At 34.4% G+C, this 18,696-nt stretch carries 18 protein-coding genes; 5 read left to right on the top strand and 13 right to left on the bottom strand.

Translation table 11 applies throughout. The features are described 5' to 3' along the window. Nucleotides 1-313: 313 nt before the first annotated feature. Complete coding sequence (locus VXS03_RS09500) at nucleotides 314-757, top strand: hypothetical protein (protein ID WP_327763448.1); 444 nt, start codon at nucleotides 314-316, stop codon at nucleotides 755-757. A 226-nt stretch (nucleotides 758-983) separates the two neighbouring features. Here the strand turns inward: VXS03_RS09500 and VXS03_RS09505 are convergent, their stop codons facing one another. The 3 genes from VXS03_RS09505 to VXS03_RS09515 form a co-directional block, all read right to left on the bottom strand. Further along, nucleotides 984-2,624 carry a SulP family inorganic anion transporter gene (locus VXS03_RS09505; protein WP_327763450.1) on the bottom strand — a complete coding sequence of 547 codons (1,641 nt, stop codon included), beginning with the start codon at nucleotides 2,622-2,624 and terminating at the stop codon, nucleotides 984-986. A gap of 391 nt (nucleotides 2,625-3,015) precedes the next feature. Next, on the bottom strand, nucleotides 3,016-3,270 hold the full coding sequence (locus VXS03_RS09510) for an MFS transporter (RefSeq protein ID WP_327763451.1): 255 nt from the start codon (nucleotides 3,268-3,270) through the stop codon (nucleotides 3,016-3,018). 6 nt (nucleotides 3,271-3,276) lie between these two features. Next, nucleotides 3,277-4,227 (bottom strand): MFS transporter, encoded by a 951-nt coding sequence (locus VXS03_RS09515; RefSeq protein ID WP_327763452.1) that lies wholly within the window; start codon nucleotides 4,225-4,227, stop codon nucleotides 3,277-3,279. 97 nt (nucleotides 4,228-4,324) lie between these two features. On the opposite strand from VXS03_RS09515, the gene VXS03_RS09520 reads away from it, so the two are divergent. After that, nucleotides 4,325-5,275: a LysR family transcriptional regulator gene (locus VXS03_RS09520; RefSeq protein WP_327763454.1), complete on the top strand. Its 951-nt coding sequence runs from the start codon at nucleotides 4,325-4,327 to the stop codon at nucleotides 5,273-5,275. 32 nt (nucleotides 5,276-5,307) lie between these two features. On the opposite strand, the gene VXS03_RS09525 is transcribed toward VXS03_RS09520, so the two are convergent. The 6 genes from VXS03_RS09525 to VXS03_RS09545 all read right to left on the bottom strand — a co-directional run bounded on the left by VXS03_RS09525 (nucleotide 5,308) and on the right by VXS03_RS09545 (nucleotide 10,983). Further along, nucleotides 5,308-6,684, bottom strand: a complete 1,377-nt coding sequence (locus VXS03_RS09525) for a sensor histidine kinase (RefSeq protein WP_327763456.1) — start codon at nucleotides 6,682-6,684, stop codon at nucleotides 5,308-5,310. A gap of 2 nt (nucleotides 6,685-6,686) precedes the next feature. Further along, on the bottom strand, nucleotides 6,687-7,370 hold the full coding sequence (locus tag VXS03_RS09530; protein WP_327763458.1) for a response regulator transcription factor: 684 nt from the start codon (nucleotides 7,368-7,370) through the stop codon (nucleotides 6,687-6,689). A 76-nt stretch (nucleotides 7,371-7,446) separates the two neighbouring features. Continuing rightward, nucleotides 7,447-9,063 carry a phosphoethanolamine transferase gene (locus VXS03_RS09535; RefSeq protein ID WP_327763460.1) on the bottom strand — a complete coding sequence of 539 codons (1,617 nt, stop codon included), beginning with the start codon at nucleotides 9,061-9,063 and terminating at the stop codon, nucleotides 7,447-7,449. Nucleotides 9,064-9,410: 347 nt separating this feature from the next. Next, nucleotides 9,411-10,181: an EAL domain-containing protein gene (locus VXS03_RS09540; RefSeq protein ID WP_327763461.1), complete on the bottom strand. Its 771-nt coding sequence runs from the start codon at nucleotides 10,179-10,181 to the stop codon at nucleotides 9,411-9,413. Between the two features lie 9 nt (nucleotides 10,182-10,190). Beyond that, on the bottom strand, nucleotides 10,191-10,502 hold the full coding sequence (locus VXS03_RS20290; protein ID WP_412547357.1) for a helix-turn-helix transcriptional regulator: 312 nt from the start codon (nucleotides 10,500-10,502) through the stop codon (nucleotides 10,191-10,193). Between the two features lie 178 nt (nucleotides 10,503-10,680). Next, the gene (locus VXS03_RS09545; RefSeq protein WP_327763462.1) at nucleotides 10,681-10,983 is read right to left on the bottom strand and encodes a helix-turn-helix transcriptional regulator; all 303 of its coding nucleotides are present in this window, start codon (nucleotides 10,981-10,983) and stop codon (nucleotides 10,681-10,683) included. 426 nt (nucleotides 10,984-11,409) lie between these two features. Between VXS03_RS09545 and VXS03_RS09550 the strand changes: the two genes are divergently transcribed. Next, a complete protein-coding gene (locus VXS03_RS09550) occupies nucleotides 11,410-11,949 on the top strand; it encodes a DUF3332 domain-containing protein (protein WP_327763463.1) in 540 nt (179 codons plus the stop codon). 88 nt (nucleotides 11,950-12,037) lie between these two features. Here the strand turns inward: VXS03_RS09550 and VXS03_RS09555 are convergent, their stop codons facing one another. The 3 genes from VXS03_RS09555 to VXS03_RS09565 all read right to left on the bottom strand — a co-directional run bounded on the left by VXS03_RS09555 (nucleotide 12,038) and on the right by VXS03_RS09565 (nucleotide 14,260). Then, nucleotides 12,038-13,201, bottom strand: a complete 1,164-nt coding sequence (locus tag VXS03_RS09555) for a hypothetical protein (RefSeq protein WP_327763464.1) — start codon at nucleotides 13,199-13,201, stop codon at nucleotides 12,038-12,040. A 247-nt stretch (nucleotides 13,202-13,448) separates the two neighbouring features. Further along, nucleotides 13,449-13,697, bottom strand: coding sequence for a hypothetical protein (locus VXS03_RS09560; RefSeq protein ID WP_327763613.1), 249 nt, complete (start codon nucleotides 13,695-13,697; stop codon nucleotides 13,449-13,451). Nucleotides 13,698-13,777: 80 nt separating this feature from the next. Continuing rightward, complete coding sequence (locus tag VXS03_RS09565; RefSeq protein ID WP_327763465.1) at nucleotides 13,778-14,260, bottom strand: hypothetical protein; 483 nt, start codon at nucleotides 14,258-14,260, stop codon at nucleotides 13,778-13,780. Between the two features lie 162 nt (nucleotides 14,261-14,422). Between VXS03_RS09565 and metC the strand changes: the two genes are divergently transcribed. Both metC and gpmA read left to right on the top strand, forming a co-directional pair. Continuing rightward, nucleotides 14,423-15,610: a cystathionine beta-lyase gene (metC, locus tag VXS03_RS09570; RefSeq protein ID WP_327763466.1), complete on the top strand. Its 1,188-nt coding sequence runs from the start codon at nucleotides 14,423-14,425 to the stop codon at nucleotides 15,608-15,610. A gap of 499 nt (nucleotides 15,611-16,109) precedes the next feature. Then, entirely contained in the window at nucleotides 16,110-16,802 is a 693-nt protein-coding gene (gene gpmA, locus VXS03_RS09575; RefSeq protein ID WP_327763468.1) for a 2,3-diphosphoglycerate-dependent phosphoglycerate mutase, read from the top strand. A gap of 103 nt (nucleotides 16,803-16,905) precedes the next feature. Here the strand turns inward: gpmA and VXS03_RS09580 are convergent, their stop codons facing one another. Beyond that, nucleotides 16,906-18,372: a protein adenylyltransferase SelO gene (locus tag VXS03_RS09580; RefSeq protein ID WP_327763469.1), complete on the bottom strand. Its 1,467-nt coding sequence runs from the start codon at nucleotides 18,370-18,372 to the stop codon at nucleotides 16,906-16,908. Nucleotides 18,373-18,696 lie beyond the last annotated feature (324 nt).

The raw sequence follows: 18,696 nt of genomic DNA on the forward strand, positions 1-18,696 counted from the left end.
TAGGTAATGATTTAAATCTCAGGCAATATAAGTGAAGCATGAGCAATATTGTATGATAAATATCAAATGATAAGGTATTGAGCTGACATCTATATTTATTTCATTAATCTGTATATTTATAAAAATCTGCTTTTATGTATATCTGCCTCGTTTTTTAATTAGATACTTGAATGTTAAAACGATTAATATTCATTAGGTTAGTGTGGTTTTTATTATTTTAGTTATTCATGTTAGCTTTCATCACTGTTCGTATTGGGTATAATTGCTCGGTCATTAGGTGTTTACATGTGTAAGCATCATTTAAGAGGTCGTTATGTCTAACAAATATGAGTCAATGGTTGGTGATTACTGTGTCGTTGTGAATGCAATTGAGTGTTATGTAGCGGCTAAAGTGACAGACTTTGAGTATTGGGATGCTGAAGGTTCTAAGTTTTTTGTGGATACTGAATCAGATACATATATGTATGACTATGTTGAAGCGGCTCTTATCCTTGGTGTTTCAGATGAACAAATGCAGCACTTTTTTGTTGTGCATTGCTGCTTAGGTGATTATTTAGACGGCCTAATTGGTGAAAAAGATCCCGAAGCTTGGGATATGAAAGGCCAGCAATTAGTGGTTACTTATACTGATAACTCAGAAGATGTATTTCAAATCGCTGATATCTGTGAATTAATGAGTAAAACTGAAGCAGTTGGTTGGACTTTTGCCGATTTAGTGAAAGCTGAGAAAGTATTGCAGCAACAAGCAAATAGCTAATATTACGTATTAGACTAGGTATGTGCCGCAACGTTGGCACGTACCTTAAGTTTTGTAGTGATAAGCCGTAACAACTCATATCATTGTTCTCAGTCTAGCAACAAAAAAAAACAGGACACCCATAAGACTGCTTTTTCGATAACCAATTGTTATGTAATAAAATTGGTTACACTTTCATTATGTATAAGTTATGGCTGTCCCATTTTTTTTTCCATCTTTTTTATGTTTAACGGCAAGCCGTAATTGCGGCCTCAATACTGGTATATTCGGTTTTTTGTCCTAATATCGTTAGTAAGTCGGTAGTCTTAACTAAACGTCTAAACCTTGGATGTTCAATATTAACAAACAGTAATGTGACGTTTCGATGAGCTAGTTTTTGATTCAATACTTCAATTTTATCAACAGCAGTTAAATCCATATCACTAATACTGCTGGCATCAATAATGACTAAACGCAATAGAGGACGGGTATTGGCTAAGTTTAAAATACGCTCTTCAAAGTATGAAAAAGTGGTGAAATATAAAGGTGCTGAAAAGTGAAGTACAGCAACATCTTCTTCTGCGGATAAGTTATGTTCTGGATTTAAACGTGAACGGTGTCCCCAGTGATCACAGTGTGGTTCTCGAAATAATTCTTCACAGTTTGGGCGAGTAATAATAAAAATACTATGAAGTAATGACAAGAAAACACCAAACATAACGCCAATATCGATACGAAAAGTCACGATCATCAAGATGGTTGTTAAACACAAATAGAACTCTTGGCGGTTTTGATGATAGATGCGTTTAATTTCATTCCATTTAAAAATACTTAAACCGACATACACCAAAATACCGGACAATGTTGCTTTAGGTATCAGATGAAAAGCGCTTTGTGCATATAACAAGACCCCACAAATAACAGCCGCTGAAAATAACGCCGCCCATTTTGAATGTGCGCCACCTTGTTGAATTAACATGCTACGTGGTGGGCTCGCATTGCCTGGAAAGCCACCAATTAAACCTGATAATACCGAACCTAAGCCGATGCCAGCAAAGTCACGGTTAAAGTTAGGGGTCGTATTACGATCTTTAATGGTGCTTGATACTGCAGAGGTTTGAACGATACAAATCATTGCGATTAATAATGCTAATGGGAAAATCGTTAATGCTTGATGCCAAGGTAAACCAATAAAAGCCCAATGAAGTTCAAAGCCTGCGGGATTTGATAAGGTTGGAATATCAATGTTCTTTGCATTTAAGGCTATTTCAATGGTGATACTGATAGCCAAGGCAATCAGTGCAGCGGGGAAGCGTTTATATTGGCGACTAAACCAAAAGATAAAGGCAAATACGCCACCACCGATGAATGTCGTGATGAGATTCAGTTGTGTGATGTGTTGCGCTAAGTGGTAAAGCGTTTGAAATGGCGATGCTGAACTGTGTGGTAAACCTAATATTGACGGCAATTGGCTAACAATTATATGAATCGACACACCCGCTAAAAAACCTAGTGTGACCGGATAAGACAATAAATTAGCCACCCAACCTAATTTAAATACATATACCCCCAGTAATATCGCTCCAACAAGCAATGCTAATAGTGACGCTAATGCCATATATTGTACGCTGAATAATGTGGCGTAACTGGCAAGACTCACTGCAAAAATAGGGGCTATGGTTGAATCAGCACCACAAGATAAATAACGGTTACTACCAAAAATGAAAAAGCCAAGGCTGGATACAACAAAAACGTATAATCCATAAATAACAGGAAACCCAGCTAAATGTGCGGTCGCCATTTGAGCGGGGAGGGCAATGGCAGCGACGGATAATCCTGCAAAAATATCCTGACGCCACGTCATCATATTATGTACTCTATTTTGCATTTGATACTCCGATATCAAGATGACGTTATATTATCGGTGTGCATAATCTCATTCTTTATAGGAATGTCAAAATAGATAATTCAGAAAGATTTTGGTAACACTTTGAATTGACGAAGATAAATGCATTATAGTCACAGATAAAAGCAATAATGATAATCTTATTTTTTAAATTATTTTATTTTATTTTTCAAGTGGTTAGGTGGTATGTGTGATAAGGGTACCATGATAATGATTTTATAAACAAAATGAAGTAAGTGACTAATTTTGTGTGTCATAAGGCTTTAAAAAAGTCAGTGAGCAATGGGATCAACATACTGGACATATAGAATATATGATGTGTTATTAAGATGAAGTGAAGAGTATTACCTCATCACTTCATTGATATAAAGATTTAGGCTGTGTGAGTACTTAAGTTTGATTTTAATCGAACAATTAATGCGATTAATGGCGTTACGATAGCAAGCATTAAAACGCCGTTCCATCCTGCATGCTGGTAAAGATAGCCGCCAAAAGCAGATCCTATTGCCATGCCGATAAATACAAATGTAAACAAGATCGAATTAAGGCGTCCTCTGGCTTCAGGCTTTAGGCTATACACAATTGTTTGATGTGATACTAGTGATGCATTTATACCAAAGTCAAACAAGATGACTCAAACAATTAAAAACGCGATCTGAAAATGCTTGGCGAGAACAGGAATAAATAACATCGCGATAAACGATAATATTACAGTGCTAATTGTTAACAAGAGTATTTTATTTGCACCTAAACGATCGGCTAATCCGCCAGCTAATGGTGCTGCGATAGCTCCCGCGGCTCCGGCTAATCCAAACAGCCCCGCAGTGGCACTGCCTAAGTTGTAGTTATGTAATAAAAATACCGCGAGGGTTGTCCAAAATGCGCTAAATGCAATTGATAGTAATCCTTGAGCGATAACGGATTGTCTTAATTGCGGATATTGATGCCATAATGGTTTTAATGATCGCATTATCTGTTGATAAGTAAGTGTATTTTGAGCTGGCATAGTGGGTAATGAAACCCAAAAATACACCATTAACATCATGATAGAGGCGGCGGCTAGTTGAAAGATAGCTTCCCATCCCCAAAATTGACCAATAATACCGCTAAAGACGCGCGATAAGAGTATACCTGACAATAAGCCTGTCATGACAATACCAACTGATTTTCCTCTTTGACTGGGTGGTGCGATTGCAGTGCTTGCGAGCACGATATCTTGTGCTGTTGTTGCTAATATTCCAATGAGTAAGCTTGTTATTAATAAACTTGGAAAGGTAGCACTAAGGCTGCATACGCCCAGTGCGCCACAAAGCAATCCTAATTTAGTAATGATCAGTTTTTTTCGATTGATCATGTCACCAAGAGGAACTAGAAAAAAAATACCTAGCGCATAACCGATTTGCGTTAACGTTGGAACCAGTCCGACTTCACTGATTTTTAACTGAAATGCATGTGATAATAAGCCAATGATAGGTTGGCTATAATAAATTGAAGCGACACTAAACCCTGCGCCAACGGATAAACCCAAAAGTTGTTTAATCGGTAATATTTCAATGTTTTTTATTATGTTGGTCTGCGCTGTCATTGTGTATCCATGAGTGGAAAATGTTCGATAGGAATATGCCTGAACAGAACGTGCTTTTATAGAGGGTATTATCGTAATATTGTTATACACTCAGCGTATGAATATAAATAACCCTAAAAATCTCGATCGTATTTTGTTATTGACAACGTGGGTGAGAATTGTTGAAGCTGGAAGTTTAAGTGCTGCAGCTAAACAGTTAAAGACGACTCAACCTACCGTTAGTCGACGGTTACAATCGTTAGAACAGATATTTAAGTGCAAGCTAATGCTGCGCACGACGCACCAGCTAAAATTAACCGATGAGGGAGACACTTGTTACCAGTATGCTAAGCAGTTATTAGAACAGTGGTCGATATTAGAAGATTCGGTAGGGAGTGATACTACAAAAATTAAAGGCCGATTGAGAGTAAGAGCACCACATGCTTTTGGACAGCAACAATTAATCAAACCGTTAATGGAATATTTAACCCTTTATCCTGAAATGCGTATTGATTGGCTTTTAAATGACACATCACCTGATTTTCTTGCCGATAATATTGATTGTGCTATTCATGTTGGTGCGATTACAAATCCTAATGTTGTGGCAAAACTGATTGGCTATGTACCACGTATTATTGTTGCAGCACCTGAAGTAAAAAAAGAGCATGGTGATGTTAAGGGTATTTCTGAGTTACAGCAATGGCCCTGGATTGCGGTTAGTACATTTTATAATCATGAGCTAATACTAAAAAATACGCAATCAAATGAGTTATCGATATTAGGGCTTGATCCGATTCTATCAACCGATAATCTTTATTCAGCCTTGGAGTGTATTAAAGGTGGGCTTGGTATCGGTGTAATATCATCATGGTTAGTTAAACCTTATTTACTGACCGGCCAACTTATCCATATGGCAGAGCATTGGCAAGCGGATCCATTACCTGTTTATTTTGTTTATCCCTATTCAAATTATTATGCAAAAAGACTAAGGCTATTTATGGAAATAATGACGATAGGGATCCAACAAATGATCGGAATAGATTCAAATACAGAACATTCTAATATGTAGATACCTATCGATAAGGTGCGGTTTTATTCTCTTTATTTAACAATAGATACTGTAACGATAAATTCACCCTTTGTGGTCTGTGTGATTGACAAAGGGTATTGATTAATCTTACAAATATTATTAACAATAGATAGCCCTAAGCCGTAGCGATTATCATCTGACCTTGAACTATCATATTGGTACAAAGGCTGAATTAACTTTTCAATTTCAGTATCTGAATAACTAATTGTAGCCATATTTATCACTTCAATAATGATATTGTGCTCATTATTGAGTAAGTTAATTTGAATGTCAGAGGCTGGTGGGCTGTAAAATAAAGCATTATCAATAATATTGGTAAGAATAGTTTTTAGGCTAAATCCATCGGAAATGATCACTGTATTTAGCGATGTTTTAAGTTGTATTCTATTAGAAATATTTTGATATTTAAACGTAAGCTCTTGCTGAATACTATTTAGTAATAAGGTGATGTCAATTGGCTCTTTGTAGAGTTCAATAGTTGATGATGTACGTTGAAGTAATAATAAATTTTCAACAATAACCCGCATTCTATTGGAAATATGTAAAATATCATCAGTAAAAGTTTCTGCTAATCGAGCGTCATTAGGAAAACGCTGGTGGACTTCAGTTAACGTAATGAGCTCTGCAATAGGCGTTTTTATCTCATGAGCAATATCAGAAGTAATTCGCTTTTCAGTTTCAATACTATTACGGTGAATTATAAGGAAATTATTTAATTCTTGGATGATTAGATCTATTTCAGAATAATGCTTCTGTTCATAAAACGAAAAGTTGTTATTTGAATAAGCATTATTATTGTTGAATTTTTTAATTTGTCTATTTAAAGATTCTAAAGGATGTAAGCCTTGCTGAACAATTTTTTTAGCAACGATCCTCATGATGATCATTGATAATAAAAAACTGCCAATGAGTAATATATCTAATATACCCGTAATACGATCTAGACTCTTCGTTGATGTAGAGACTGTAATATACATATAGTCACTTGAACCATCTTTATTTCTTTGCAAATATGAAGATAGTAGTGCTTGTCCCGACTCATTATTTGGCATTGTTACATCAACTAAACGATATGAATTTACAGGGATTTTAGTATGGATTAAGTCTAATTCAGGATAAGGACGAAGGGATGCTGAACGTTTGATTGTTTGGTTGTTCTTCCAGATTTGATAAACATAATTACTTCCAGGATTATCCAGTCTGGATGTGATGTCATCATGCGCTAATATTTTAATTTGGCTGGTTTTTTCTTTTAGCTCAGTTTTAAATTGTTCTTGAACCCAATCATCTACACTAACATCAACAAAAGTAAATACAATGATAATAAATAAGCCAAAAATCGCTGAAATAGAATTAATGAGGTTTCTTTTTATTGAGCGTGTTTTCATTATTATTTATCCTCATCAATATAGTAGCCAAAGCCACGTTTATTTTTAATAGGAAAGGCTGCATTAATCATTTTTAATTTTATTTTTTTTCGTATTGTTGATATATGCGCTTCAATAGTATTTTTAGAAATATAATCAAAATTATTAGCAATATTATCACTGATCATTGATGCACTTATAACTTGATCTTTATGATTGAATAGGTATTCAACTATTTTAAATTCATTTGGCGTTAATTCTACATCTGTTGTTTTATAACGCAGAGTCATTTTATTTGAATCTAATATAAAGTCATTAATCGTAATAGTGTTTGTGAAGTTATTAATTAAACCACGGCGGGAAACAGCAAGGATTCTTGCGTGTAATTCATCAAAAGAGAAGGGTTTGGTAAGATAATCATCAGCGCCTTGAAGCAGGCCATCAATACGATCTTGGCGTTGATTGTTTGCTGATAGAATAATAATCCGTGTTTGTATGGCAGACTTTCTTAATTGTTTGAGTATATCCATGCCATCAATACCAGGCAGCATGAGATCTAAGATAATAATATCATAAGGATTATTGAGTGCTAAGCTAAGTCCATCAGTGCCATTGCTAGCTTCATCTGTTGTTATGCCTAAGTTATTGAATCCTACTGCTAAACTGCGACGTAATGCGGATGAATCTTCGATGATCAATAGTTTCATTATATACTCAAATGGAAAATGTATACCTATACAGGATGTATAAGTATACATTAAATTATATTGTTATCTTAGTCGTTTAAGATGGAACTCTACAGCTTGCACTGATATCAAGCGCTGGGTTAATGACTGTAGATTGAACACCATAAAGCCCTAATAAACTATGGAACAAATTGTCATGCGATAGATTGCCAACATTCTCTTTATTTCTTAAGCAGCTAAGATTAATGCCTTTTTGTTGAGCATATTGAGTTGGGATCCATAATAACCATGGCACATGTTTTTGCTCTTTCGGTGCGATTGGAAAAGGTGCTCCGTGTAAATAGAATCCATTTTCACCGAGTGATTCACCATGATCGGACATATATAGCATTGCTACATTGTATTTAGCTTCGTTTTTCTTCAATAACTTAATCACTTGTTCATCGACATAATCGGTGTAGAGAATAGTATTGTCATAAACGTTTTTAATTTCTTGGTCAGTACAGTTTTCAATATCGCTACGGTTACAAGATGGTTTGAAGCGATCAAACTGCTTTGGATAACGTTGGAAATAGGTTGGACCATGACTTCCAATTAAGTGTAAAACTAATAATTTATTTTTATCATCTTTATTAATAAAGGCAGCCGCTTTGCTTAACATAACGCCATCGTAACAACTCGTACCATCACAGTATTGATTATGTTTTGAAGTATCAGTAGCCACATACGGTACTCTCGCTGCGACGCCTTTTGAACCACCATCATTATCAATCCATAATACTTCTGCGCCTGCGCAATGAATAATATCAATGGCATTATCTTGGCTGTAAGCGCGATCTTTATTGTAGTGAGCGCGAGTTAAATTAGAGAACATGCAAGGAACAGATAGTGCTGTATAAGTACCGCAAGATTCTACATTTTTAAATGAGATAATACCTTCGTTTTTAGTGTAAGGATTAGTATCTCGTTTATAGCCGTTATAAGCGTAGTCATAAGTACGTGCGGTTTCGCCTAACACCATAACAAACAAAGTTGGCTTGTGGTTTTTAGTTGGTAGTAGTTTTGCATCTAAGCCTTGTTCTTTATAGGGCAGAGGTTTGTAAATAAACTCTTTGTATAAGTATTTTCCGCCTGCGTACACATGACCTGGAATAATCATACGGTTTAAATAATGGTTATTACGACCAACTGCGGCATAACTTTTATAGTTAGTCAGAGCAATAATCAACAATGCTGTCGTTGCAATGCCAATAAGAATAATTCGAGCAATAATCTCTTTAAAAATACTTTCACGCTTAGTGATTTTTACACAGGCGATCCAGATACTAGGTATCAAACCAAATACAATAATATAGGTTATCGAGTGTAAATTAACATACGACAGCGCTTCATCTGAACGTGTTTGAAAGATGCTTTCGATAACAGCATTATCAAATAAGGTGTGGTAACTGACCTCAGCAAATAAAGCCATTGATGATGTTATGACTAAAAAAATCATGATGGCTTTAAAAATATATGGCCAACACAAACAGCTGAAAATGATTATAAAAGCAGCAATTAAAACAATAGGTGCAGTATAAGGAAATACAGGGTTAGAGACTGTATTACTTAAAGAGAAAATCTTTTCTAATGTTGGAAAGTTAAAACATAACGTAAAATAAAGTGACAGCCAAACTATAAAAGTCGTCATTTTTAAATGAAAAATGTTGCGCATTGTTTACTCTTTATTAGCTAACGAATGCAGTTATTATCTAGAGTGTAACTTAAGACTTACTTAAGAATGAGTGCTGAAAGCATACTATCGATCATTTTGTGTGTTAACGAACATTAATTATTTCATAAAGGGTGTTCTCATTTTTATTTATAGAACCTAAAGTTTTTATTTATATATTATGCATGAGCTACGTCATTCACATGTGATCTAGGTACTTCTATTGGTAAAATAAATGCAGCTAAATATTCTCTGTAGGGATTTTACGCGAATAAAATTAAATTTAAAATTAACGGTGCTTTATTGTTTTTTTATATTTTAGAGAGTAAAGCACCATAATTAATGAATTATTATTTATTTTCGAAATTATTACTTATTAGTAGTGGTTGCTGATATTGTTTATCAGTTAGAGGTACGGGTTTAGAAAATAGATATCCTTGGTACATTTCTATTTCTAATGTTGTTAATAGTTTAAAAACATGTTCATTTTCTACTCCTTCAGCAATGATTGGCAAATTAAAAAAATGTATTAATTGCACCATTGATTGCAATGATTCCCGCTTTTGACGATTATTGTCAATATCACTGACAAATAATTTATCGATTTTTACGTAATCAAAAGGGTAGTCAAATAATCGATCATTGATATTGTTACCACATCCAAAATCATCTAGTGCTATTTTTATACCTTTAATCTTCAAGTAGTGTAGGATTATTTTAAAGTTGTTAATATTGCTAATATCATCGTTTTCTAATATTTCAATAACAACATTGATGAAATCATTTAATTTGGTTAATAGATCAACTACAGTGACGGTCAAACTATGGCTGTATATATTTATAGACAGAAATAAATCATTATTACAGTGTATTGTAAAATGCTTAATCAGTTGCTGTAATAAACTGATAGTTAAATCTTCAGACAGTTGTTGGTCATCTTTTATTATTGGTATGAATTTCAACGGTAATCGAATTTCATTTTCAGATACAATCCATCGTGCTAGCACTTCAAAGCCAGCTAACTTTCTGTTTATATTAACGATTGGCTGTATAAATGGTTGTATTTTATCCGTTGAAATTGCATCAGATATTTGTATTTTCAGAGATGTAATGCTGTTCATGTTAGGCCATTAAGACAAAAGGTTATTTTTATTTTGTTCGATCAGTAACTCTAGTAGTTCAATATAGTATGTTTTTTCTATATCTGTTTTTCCTTGGAATAAAGAAATAAGTGTATCTATCTTGCTTGGATGGCACTCATTATAGAAAAAGGTAATGTTTTTTTTGGTTATCAAAGAAATGTTAAATAATATATCAGAACGTGGCACTCGTGTTCCATTTTCAATATCAATGTAAGATTGTCTTGATATCTTTAATAGATCAGACATTTCGAGTTGTGATATTTTTGATTCTTTTCGTGCCGCTTTAATGTTGTTATGCATGAAAGTTAGGGGGTATCTCCAGATGTTAATTCAATAAGTGATGATAATTCTTCAATTTTTAAATAATATAATTCTAGAAGTTGATCTATATCTGATAAATCATCATTTAGTATTTTTTGTTGTATAAAGTTTCGCATTATTTTTACAGAAACTAAGCTTTTATCATAATGTCTTTCTATCATAAATTTTCGCTAACAATATCTTCTTCTATTTGATTGATTAATAATGATAAAATTTCATTATCCACATTTTTTTCAATAAGAATGTTTTGTATTTTTTCTATATATTTATCTTGGGGGTGATAAAAATAACTAATACCTTTTCCTGATAAAACGGATAATTTTTTAATAACATCTGCTTTAGGTGATATATCACCTCGTTCAATTCTAACTAAGGTACTTCTAGAAATGCCTAGAACCAAGGCCATATCATTTTGTGATAGTTTTAATGAATACCTAAGCCTAAGTATTTTTATATTCATTTTAAAATTGCTAGTTAGCAGAACATTTACATATTCTACAATAAGCACCTATTTTTTTTAAATGAAATAATAGCTAAAAATTGTTTTTGTATTAAAAATAGGACACATAAGTAAAATACAATTTGGCATAGATTAATTCTTTTTTGGAATACTATTGTTGGTGATCAGTCCCAAAAAGTGAGTTGTTGCTTTGAATTAATTATCACTTTTATTAAATAATTATCTAATTTATTTTTATTTTTTTATAAGATTATTTTAAAATTCTCAATATGTGATAATTAAAGTCTAGTCTTAGTGCGCTTAAATGTGACAGCGCTGTTTCAAATGAAACATTTGCTATTACTTATTTACTCGTAATAAAGATAATAAACTCTATAATCCGCTCGTTTTTGAACTCATCAAATTATATGTTCGGAGTTGGTTTAAATGAAAAAATTTGCACTTAAAGCAGTAGTGGTTGCAGTATTGGCTACAACCTTAACGGGCTGCATGGGTCAAATGGGTGTATCAAAGGTAGTGACTAAAGCTAACTTGTCAGCCGTTGATAACCGTTATGGCCGCGCTGGATTATATGCGTTATTAAGCCCTGTATACGGTATTGCAGCAGCAGCTGATTTATTTATCTTTAATTCGATTGAGTTCTGGACCGGTAAGAATCCAATTACTGGTAAATCACCCGCTGTAGCCGATATGAAGGTAAAAACATACATTAAACTAAATCCGATGTTAGATCGTTCACTAACAACAGTGCCTTTGGCTAGTGTTCAGCAAAGTGATATTGAAGCTGCGACATTTAAGCAGCTCGATGATAATAGTTTAGAAATGCAGGTTTCTCACAATAATGGTACGACAACATTATTACGTGGAGAAAAAGTTGGTGAATCAGTTAAATTTTATTTAGATGGTAACTTTATTACGTCCGTTACGATTGCTGATCTTGATCAGTATGCTGATTTGCAAGCGTAGTCATCGATTTATTATCTAATAAGCCTTATATTTCAACCGCATATTTACTTTAATATGCGGTTTTTTATGACTAATATATTTGTAAAAATTAAGGTAATGCTATTTTTTCTTGGGTAGTAGTGCGAGTACTACAATTTAGAGAATCTTCAGTTCTTGGACATTTACTGCTAAATCGATGGCGAGTGGTAGTGATTGTCATTGTATGGTTTTTAGTATTGATATTTTTAATGGCGTAGCTGGTATCGGTGTGTTCTTTTGTCATCAATACTTCATCGGTGTTGACATCTTTAATGACTAATTTTCCCTTATTTGAACCACCACCAGGTTGCGGATAATTAGGTAATAAAGGCGAATTTTCTAAATAAGCCACACGGGTACCATTACTATAGAAATGAGCATTAGCTGGTGCCAAGTAATGTTGTGTTGTTGTAGATAGTTGTTGTTTGTCATTATGAATAATTACATCATAACCATAATTAATACTACCACCACCAGCTCCTGCTGGCCGCATCATGGCTTTTAAAATGACATTTTTACCATTGGGGCTAAATTTATAAGGTACAAAAATTGCGCCACTATTACCTGTCCTATTGGTGGTTGCTAATGTGCCAACAATATAAGGATGTTGATTGTTTGCATCAGTAGCAACAAGTTTGAGTTGCCAGTTGCTACAACGGTTATTTTTAAGGGTGCTACATCCTACGAATGTTCTTATTACGGTATTACATTGGGTATTAACCAAAGATTTTGCGTAAACATATTGACTAGGAATTAATTGAGTCACATTTTTAGGGGGACGACGAGTAATACCGGAACATTGTTGGGTATTATTTTTAATGCTGTTTGCGTATTCTCGTAGTGAACCATTTAAGCGTTGCCATTTTTTACTGACGGTTACTAATGCTGTTGCGTTATGCTTTATATCATATAATTGACGTTGAATATTAAGCTGAATACAACCTTCCATATACTTTTGTTGAGTGCACTGTTTTTTTATTTGTTCATGCCAGTGATTTTGTGTATTTGTCGTGACGACTTGATCAACAGGCGTCTGTGATTTTTTTAATTTCGTGTACTCTTGCTCAAGTTCGTTATTCATTTTAGTCAATGCTGGGGAGGTGCAAATCGTTTTATCTATTGCAGAAGTTAAGTGATTGCATTGCTGTGGTTGAGCATCAACAGCAAAACTTATCATGCAAGAACTGGCGATAACCACCATAGATAATAATGGTTTGGATGAGGATAATGGCATGATAATGTCCTTACTATTTCTATAAGTGGCGTGTTGGTGTTATCTTGCCGTAGCGTTAAAAATAAACTATTTAATATTAAAATGAATAACGATATTTACAAGATGAATATATTGTTATGTTGTCGTTTGATAATAGTCTAATGACTTATAAAATAGCAAACCGTTGTATATTGGTTTTTTTTATTGATGAAAAAAACGCCTGTTATTATTAAGGCGTTTTTGTATGTCGAAGAGAAAACTGTATTAATTAATGTGTGCGGCGATGGCCTTTACTCACTAATTCTTTACCGTTTTTAAATACATCATCGCTTACCCAACGGCCATAAATAAGTTGGTGTTGATTATTAAAAACAGCAACAAAGTGACGACCATCAGCGTTATTAGTCGCCATACCAATGCCTTCGACACCTTGTAAGCCAAGGCCGCCGTTTTCTACAGAAAGTAAAAACGTTTCTAGTTCTTCAAGGCTATCGATAACACTTAGTTCATTATTAATCATTTCTTTACTCTTTATGTGATGACTTGTTGCAATAGTGCATTTTAAGGAAAAAAGACCAATTTCACTAGTCTACATCATCATAATTGTTGAGATAGTAATAGTGCAGCAATGATGAAACCATCTTGACGTTGATTGTTACCTTCAATGTAGGCGTTCGCAACTGTGCTGTTATTAGTGGATAGCCATAACGTTCCATCTTGCTTCATAACTGCATTGGCAACAGTGCCATGATTATCTTGTAACCAAATTTGATTGCCACTACGTAAGATTGCAAATGGAGGCTGAGTGCTAGTTTCATTAAGCCAAAGTTGATTGTTTTTAAGGATCACAACACCTTGATTATTCGTTAATGCTTGCGTGATTTTATTCTGATCCATTTGATAATAAATAACGAAATTAGGTGTTTGAGTCTGATTTGTTGGTAACCAAATTTGATTGTTTTTTATTATTGCATTTGGCGTAATACTTTTCTTATTACTATTTAACCAGATATTACTGTCAGCGAAAGCATTGCTTGAAAAGAGCATTACAAGGATTATTAGATGAAATATCTTTTTCATTGGATGATGGCCATTAATATAGAATATGAACAATATACCTTATTAAGGTTATGTTGTGATGATCGAAGAGTAGTAATTAATACCTTTTAGTTTCTAGTTTGATGTGATTATTCATGCTATACAATAAATAATCACATATTGGCGACACATTGAGGGAGCAACATGTCTAGTCATAAAATAAATACTCAACTGATCACGGCAGGTCGATCAAAGCAATTTGGTTTAGGTGCTGTAAATAGTGTTATTCAACGAGCATCTTCATTAGTGTTTGATTCTGTTGCAGATAAAAAGCAGGCTACGATCAATCGAACCAATGGTGAATTGTTTTATGGCCGTCGAGGCACATTAACCCATTTCTCGTTACAACAAGCGATGGTTGAAATAGAAGGAGGCACCGGATGTTATCTTTATCCTTGTGGTGCCGCGGCTGTAGCAAATTCAATTTTAGCTTTTGTAAAAGCGGGTGATCATCTGTTAATGACAGGCGCAGCTTATGAACCGACTCAAGATTTCTGTAATGTAGTATTGAAAGGGCTCAATATTGATACGACATTTTATGATCCTCTTATTGGCGCAGCTATTGCAGACAAAGTTCAGCCCAACACTAAAGTGGTATTTTTAGAATCTCCCAGTTCAATCACGATGGAAGTGCAAGATATTCCCGCTATTGTTAAAGCTGTTAGGGCTATCAATCCTGAAGTGGTGATCATTGTTGATAATACATGGGCTGCTGGAGTGTTATTTAAAGCTCTCGATCATGATGTGGATATTTCTGTTCAAGCAGGAACCAAATATATTGTAGGGCATTCTGATGCGATGCTAGGTACCGCAGTTGCAAATAGTCGTTGCTGGAATCAATTACAAGAACGTTCATATCTAATGGGACAAATGGTGGATGCTGATACTGCTTATGTTGCAGCTCGCGGTCTACGTACAATGGGAGTGCGTTTAAAACAACATCATGAAAGCAGTATAAAAATTGCAGAGTGGTTATCACAGCACCCTCAAGTTGAACGGGTTAACCATCCTGCCTTACCTAGCTGTAAGGGACATGAATTTTTTCTACGTGATTTTAAAGGTAGCTGTGGTTTATTTTCTTTTATACTGAAGAAACGTCTTGATAGCCAACAGATCGCAGATTTTCTTGATAATTTCAAACACTTCAGTATGGCGTATTCATGGGGCGGCTATGAATCTCTTATTTTAGCCAATCAGCCTGAAGAACTTAATCGTATTCGTCCTGCGGGTAAGGTTGATTTTAACGGTACTCTAATACGCGTTCATATTGGACTAGAAGATTGTGATGATTTAGTTGATGATCTTGCGCAAGGGTTAATGCGGATAGTTTAATCTTTATTAATTAAACGCCTAGCATCAGTGTGTTAAGGCGTTTAATCGTTTTTAACTATTGCAACGATAGCTATAAATTTTGTATTAAATTATCTGTTTTTTATTTGCCGCTATAAAATTTTTATTTATTTAAAAAACATAATCTTATGATCGTTGTTGGTGTTAGCCAATGGGGTTCTGTTGTTCTTTATTCTGCTTTTAATTCATTCTACGGAATTTACCAGTATTGCCATGATGAAACACGAGTGATATCTTTCTTGCCATAGATAATAATGATTATCAATAAGATTTAATGTTTAAGATATTCGTTACTAATAAAGATATTACCTAATGAAAAGTATGAGAGAGTATTAAGCAGTAAATTTACTGTTTATTATTACTTCTAGATTAGGGTTTCTTTTATTTTTAATTACTATTAATAAGATTATTAATAAATATATTCCCATTACAGTAATTAGCGCCGATCTTAATATCAAAAAAATAAAATATAGAGGTTGCTATGAAAAATACTCGAATAGTTTTAATCCGTCATGGTCAAAGTCAGTGGAATAAAGAAAACCGTTTTACAGGTTGGGCGAATGTACCATTAACGGCACAAGGTGAGGCAGAAGCACATACTGCGGGTGAAAAACTAAAAGAACATAATTTCAAATTTGATTTTTGTTATACCTCAATGTTGAATCGAGCGATAAAAACATTATCAATTGTATTAGAGGAGCTGGATTTATTATGGTTGCCTGTTGATCATTGCTGGCAATTAAATGAGCGCCACTATGGTAATCTGCAAGGCTTAAATAAGGCAGAAACCGCAGAAAAATTTGGTGATGAACAAGTGTTTACTTGGCGTAGAAGCTACGATACACGACCACCAGCAGTTGCTAAAGACAGTTACTATTACCCAGGTAACGATAAGCGATATGCAAATCTTACTATTGATGAATTGCCTGTTGGTGAATCACTAAAAGATACTTATGAACGTGTAATTCCATTTTGGAATGAGGAAATCGTTCCTAAAATAAACAGTGGGGCTGATATCCTTATTGCCGCTCATGGTAATAGTTTACGGGCTTTAATGAAACATCTTAGTAATATTGCTGATGATGAAATAACACAAATAGAAATTCCTACTGGAGTACCGCTAGTCTATGAATTAGACGGCGATTTGAAAGCAATAAAATATTATTATTTATAAGAGTACCTAAGTACTTAATGAGTCAATGTCTATGATCAAACCTCACTTCACATTATCGTTGAAGTGAGGTTTTTTTTATGTATAAATTTAACCGTCATCGTTATTATGATGAACAACTGATTTCAAGATGCTTACCCCAATGTGGCGGCAGTTGAGCTAATATTTCTGCGTCTTCATGCTCATCAAAGGGGCAGGCTAATACCGTCATTAATTGATCTATGAGTTTATAATCACCTTGTTGTGCTTTTTCAATGGCTTGTTGAGCAAGGTAATTACGTAAAATGTACTTAGGATTATGTTGCTGCATAATAGCTAAACGTTGGCTATCATTAGGTTCAAGTAGCACCCGTTGCTGATAACGCTCTAACCATTTATTTAATTCAGTTGTACATTGGAATAATTCGTTAAATAAAGAACTGCTATGGGGCAAGTCTGTAACCGTAATGTATGACAATGTTCGAAAGAATAAAGTGTAATCAACATGATGGTGCTGTAACAATTGAAATAGATCTGCAAATAATGCGCTGTCTACATCATCAGTTAATGTTAATCCTAATTTTTGACGCATATTGTGACTATATTGTTGTTGTAATTGGTGTTGATAATGTTCTAACCCATGATCAATATCAGTTTTATTTATGAGAGACGTGAGGGCGTAACCTAAGGCTGATAAATTCCATAAGGCGATTGAAGGTTGTTGATCAAAAGCATAACGACCGGAATAGTCTGAATGATTACAAATATAATGAGGGTCGTAATCATCAATAAACCCAAATGGACCATAATCAAATGTCAGCCCGAGGATCGACATATTGTCAGTGTTCATCACGCCATGCGCAAATCCTACCGCTTGCCATGCCGCTATCATTGTTGCTGTACGATGACAGATCTGTTTAAACATCTCTGCGTAAGGAGCGCTTGTTGTCGTTAACTCAGAGAAGTGTTGTTCAATAACATAATCCGCTAATTGTTGTAGTTCGGCATGTTGGCCACTATAAAATAGATATTCAAAATGCCCAAAACGGAGATGACTTTCAGCGACTCGAATTAGTGTAGCAGCGGTCTCTATTTTCTCTCGTACAACTTGTGTTTCGCTACCTATAATAGCTAAAGCATGCGTTGTTGAAATGCCAAGACCTTCCATCGCGGCGCTGGCAAGGTATTCACGAATAGAAGATCGTAAAACGGCGCGTCCATCACCCATTCTTGAATAGGGTGTCTTACCCGAGCCTTTTAAATGCAAATCCCACTTAGCTCCATTACTGGTTATGACTTCACCAAGTAATAGTCCTCGTCCATCACCAAGATCGGGGTTATATTGACCAAATTGATGCCCGCAATACTTCATTGCTAAAGGTGAGAATCCTGCCAATGTTGTATTACCACTAAATACATCAACAAAGTTTTGCTCAAGTGCTGTTATGGAAGCTAGCTCAAGTTTTTCTGCTACGAGTGGATTAAAATGCACCAGAAAAGGATTATCTAAAGGCTGTGGAGTAACTCGCGTTCCTAAACTATCAGGAAGATCACCATAGCTATTAGTAAATGTCAGTGTCGATAATGTTTTCATGGGCATACCTAAAACTAAAAGAGCGTTATTTAAGCTTATCGAGTTATGATAAATAAACAAGGGATGAAAAGTAGGGGTATTAGTTAAATCGTGTCAGAGTTTATTTTTTATAAAATTGATAATTCTTTTAATAAAAAACGTAATAAGCATGAATTTATTAACCATTCATATGATGTTCATTGAAAATATATTATAAATAACGCACTTCTATATGTGGGGGGATTATTTTATAGGATTTTACGGCTATATTTTTTGTAATTTTAGATTTAAATAATGCATCTGATAATTTATTAAATCTTATTTTTCAAGAATTAACCTTGTCGC

The sequence above is a fragment of the Photobacterium sp. S4TG1 genome (genome assembly GCF_036040035.1).
In the GTDB taxonomy this organism is placed as follows: Bacteria; Pseudomonadota; Gammaproteobacteria; order Enterobacterales; family Vibrionaceae; genus Photobacterium.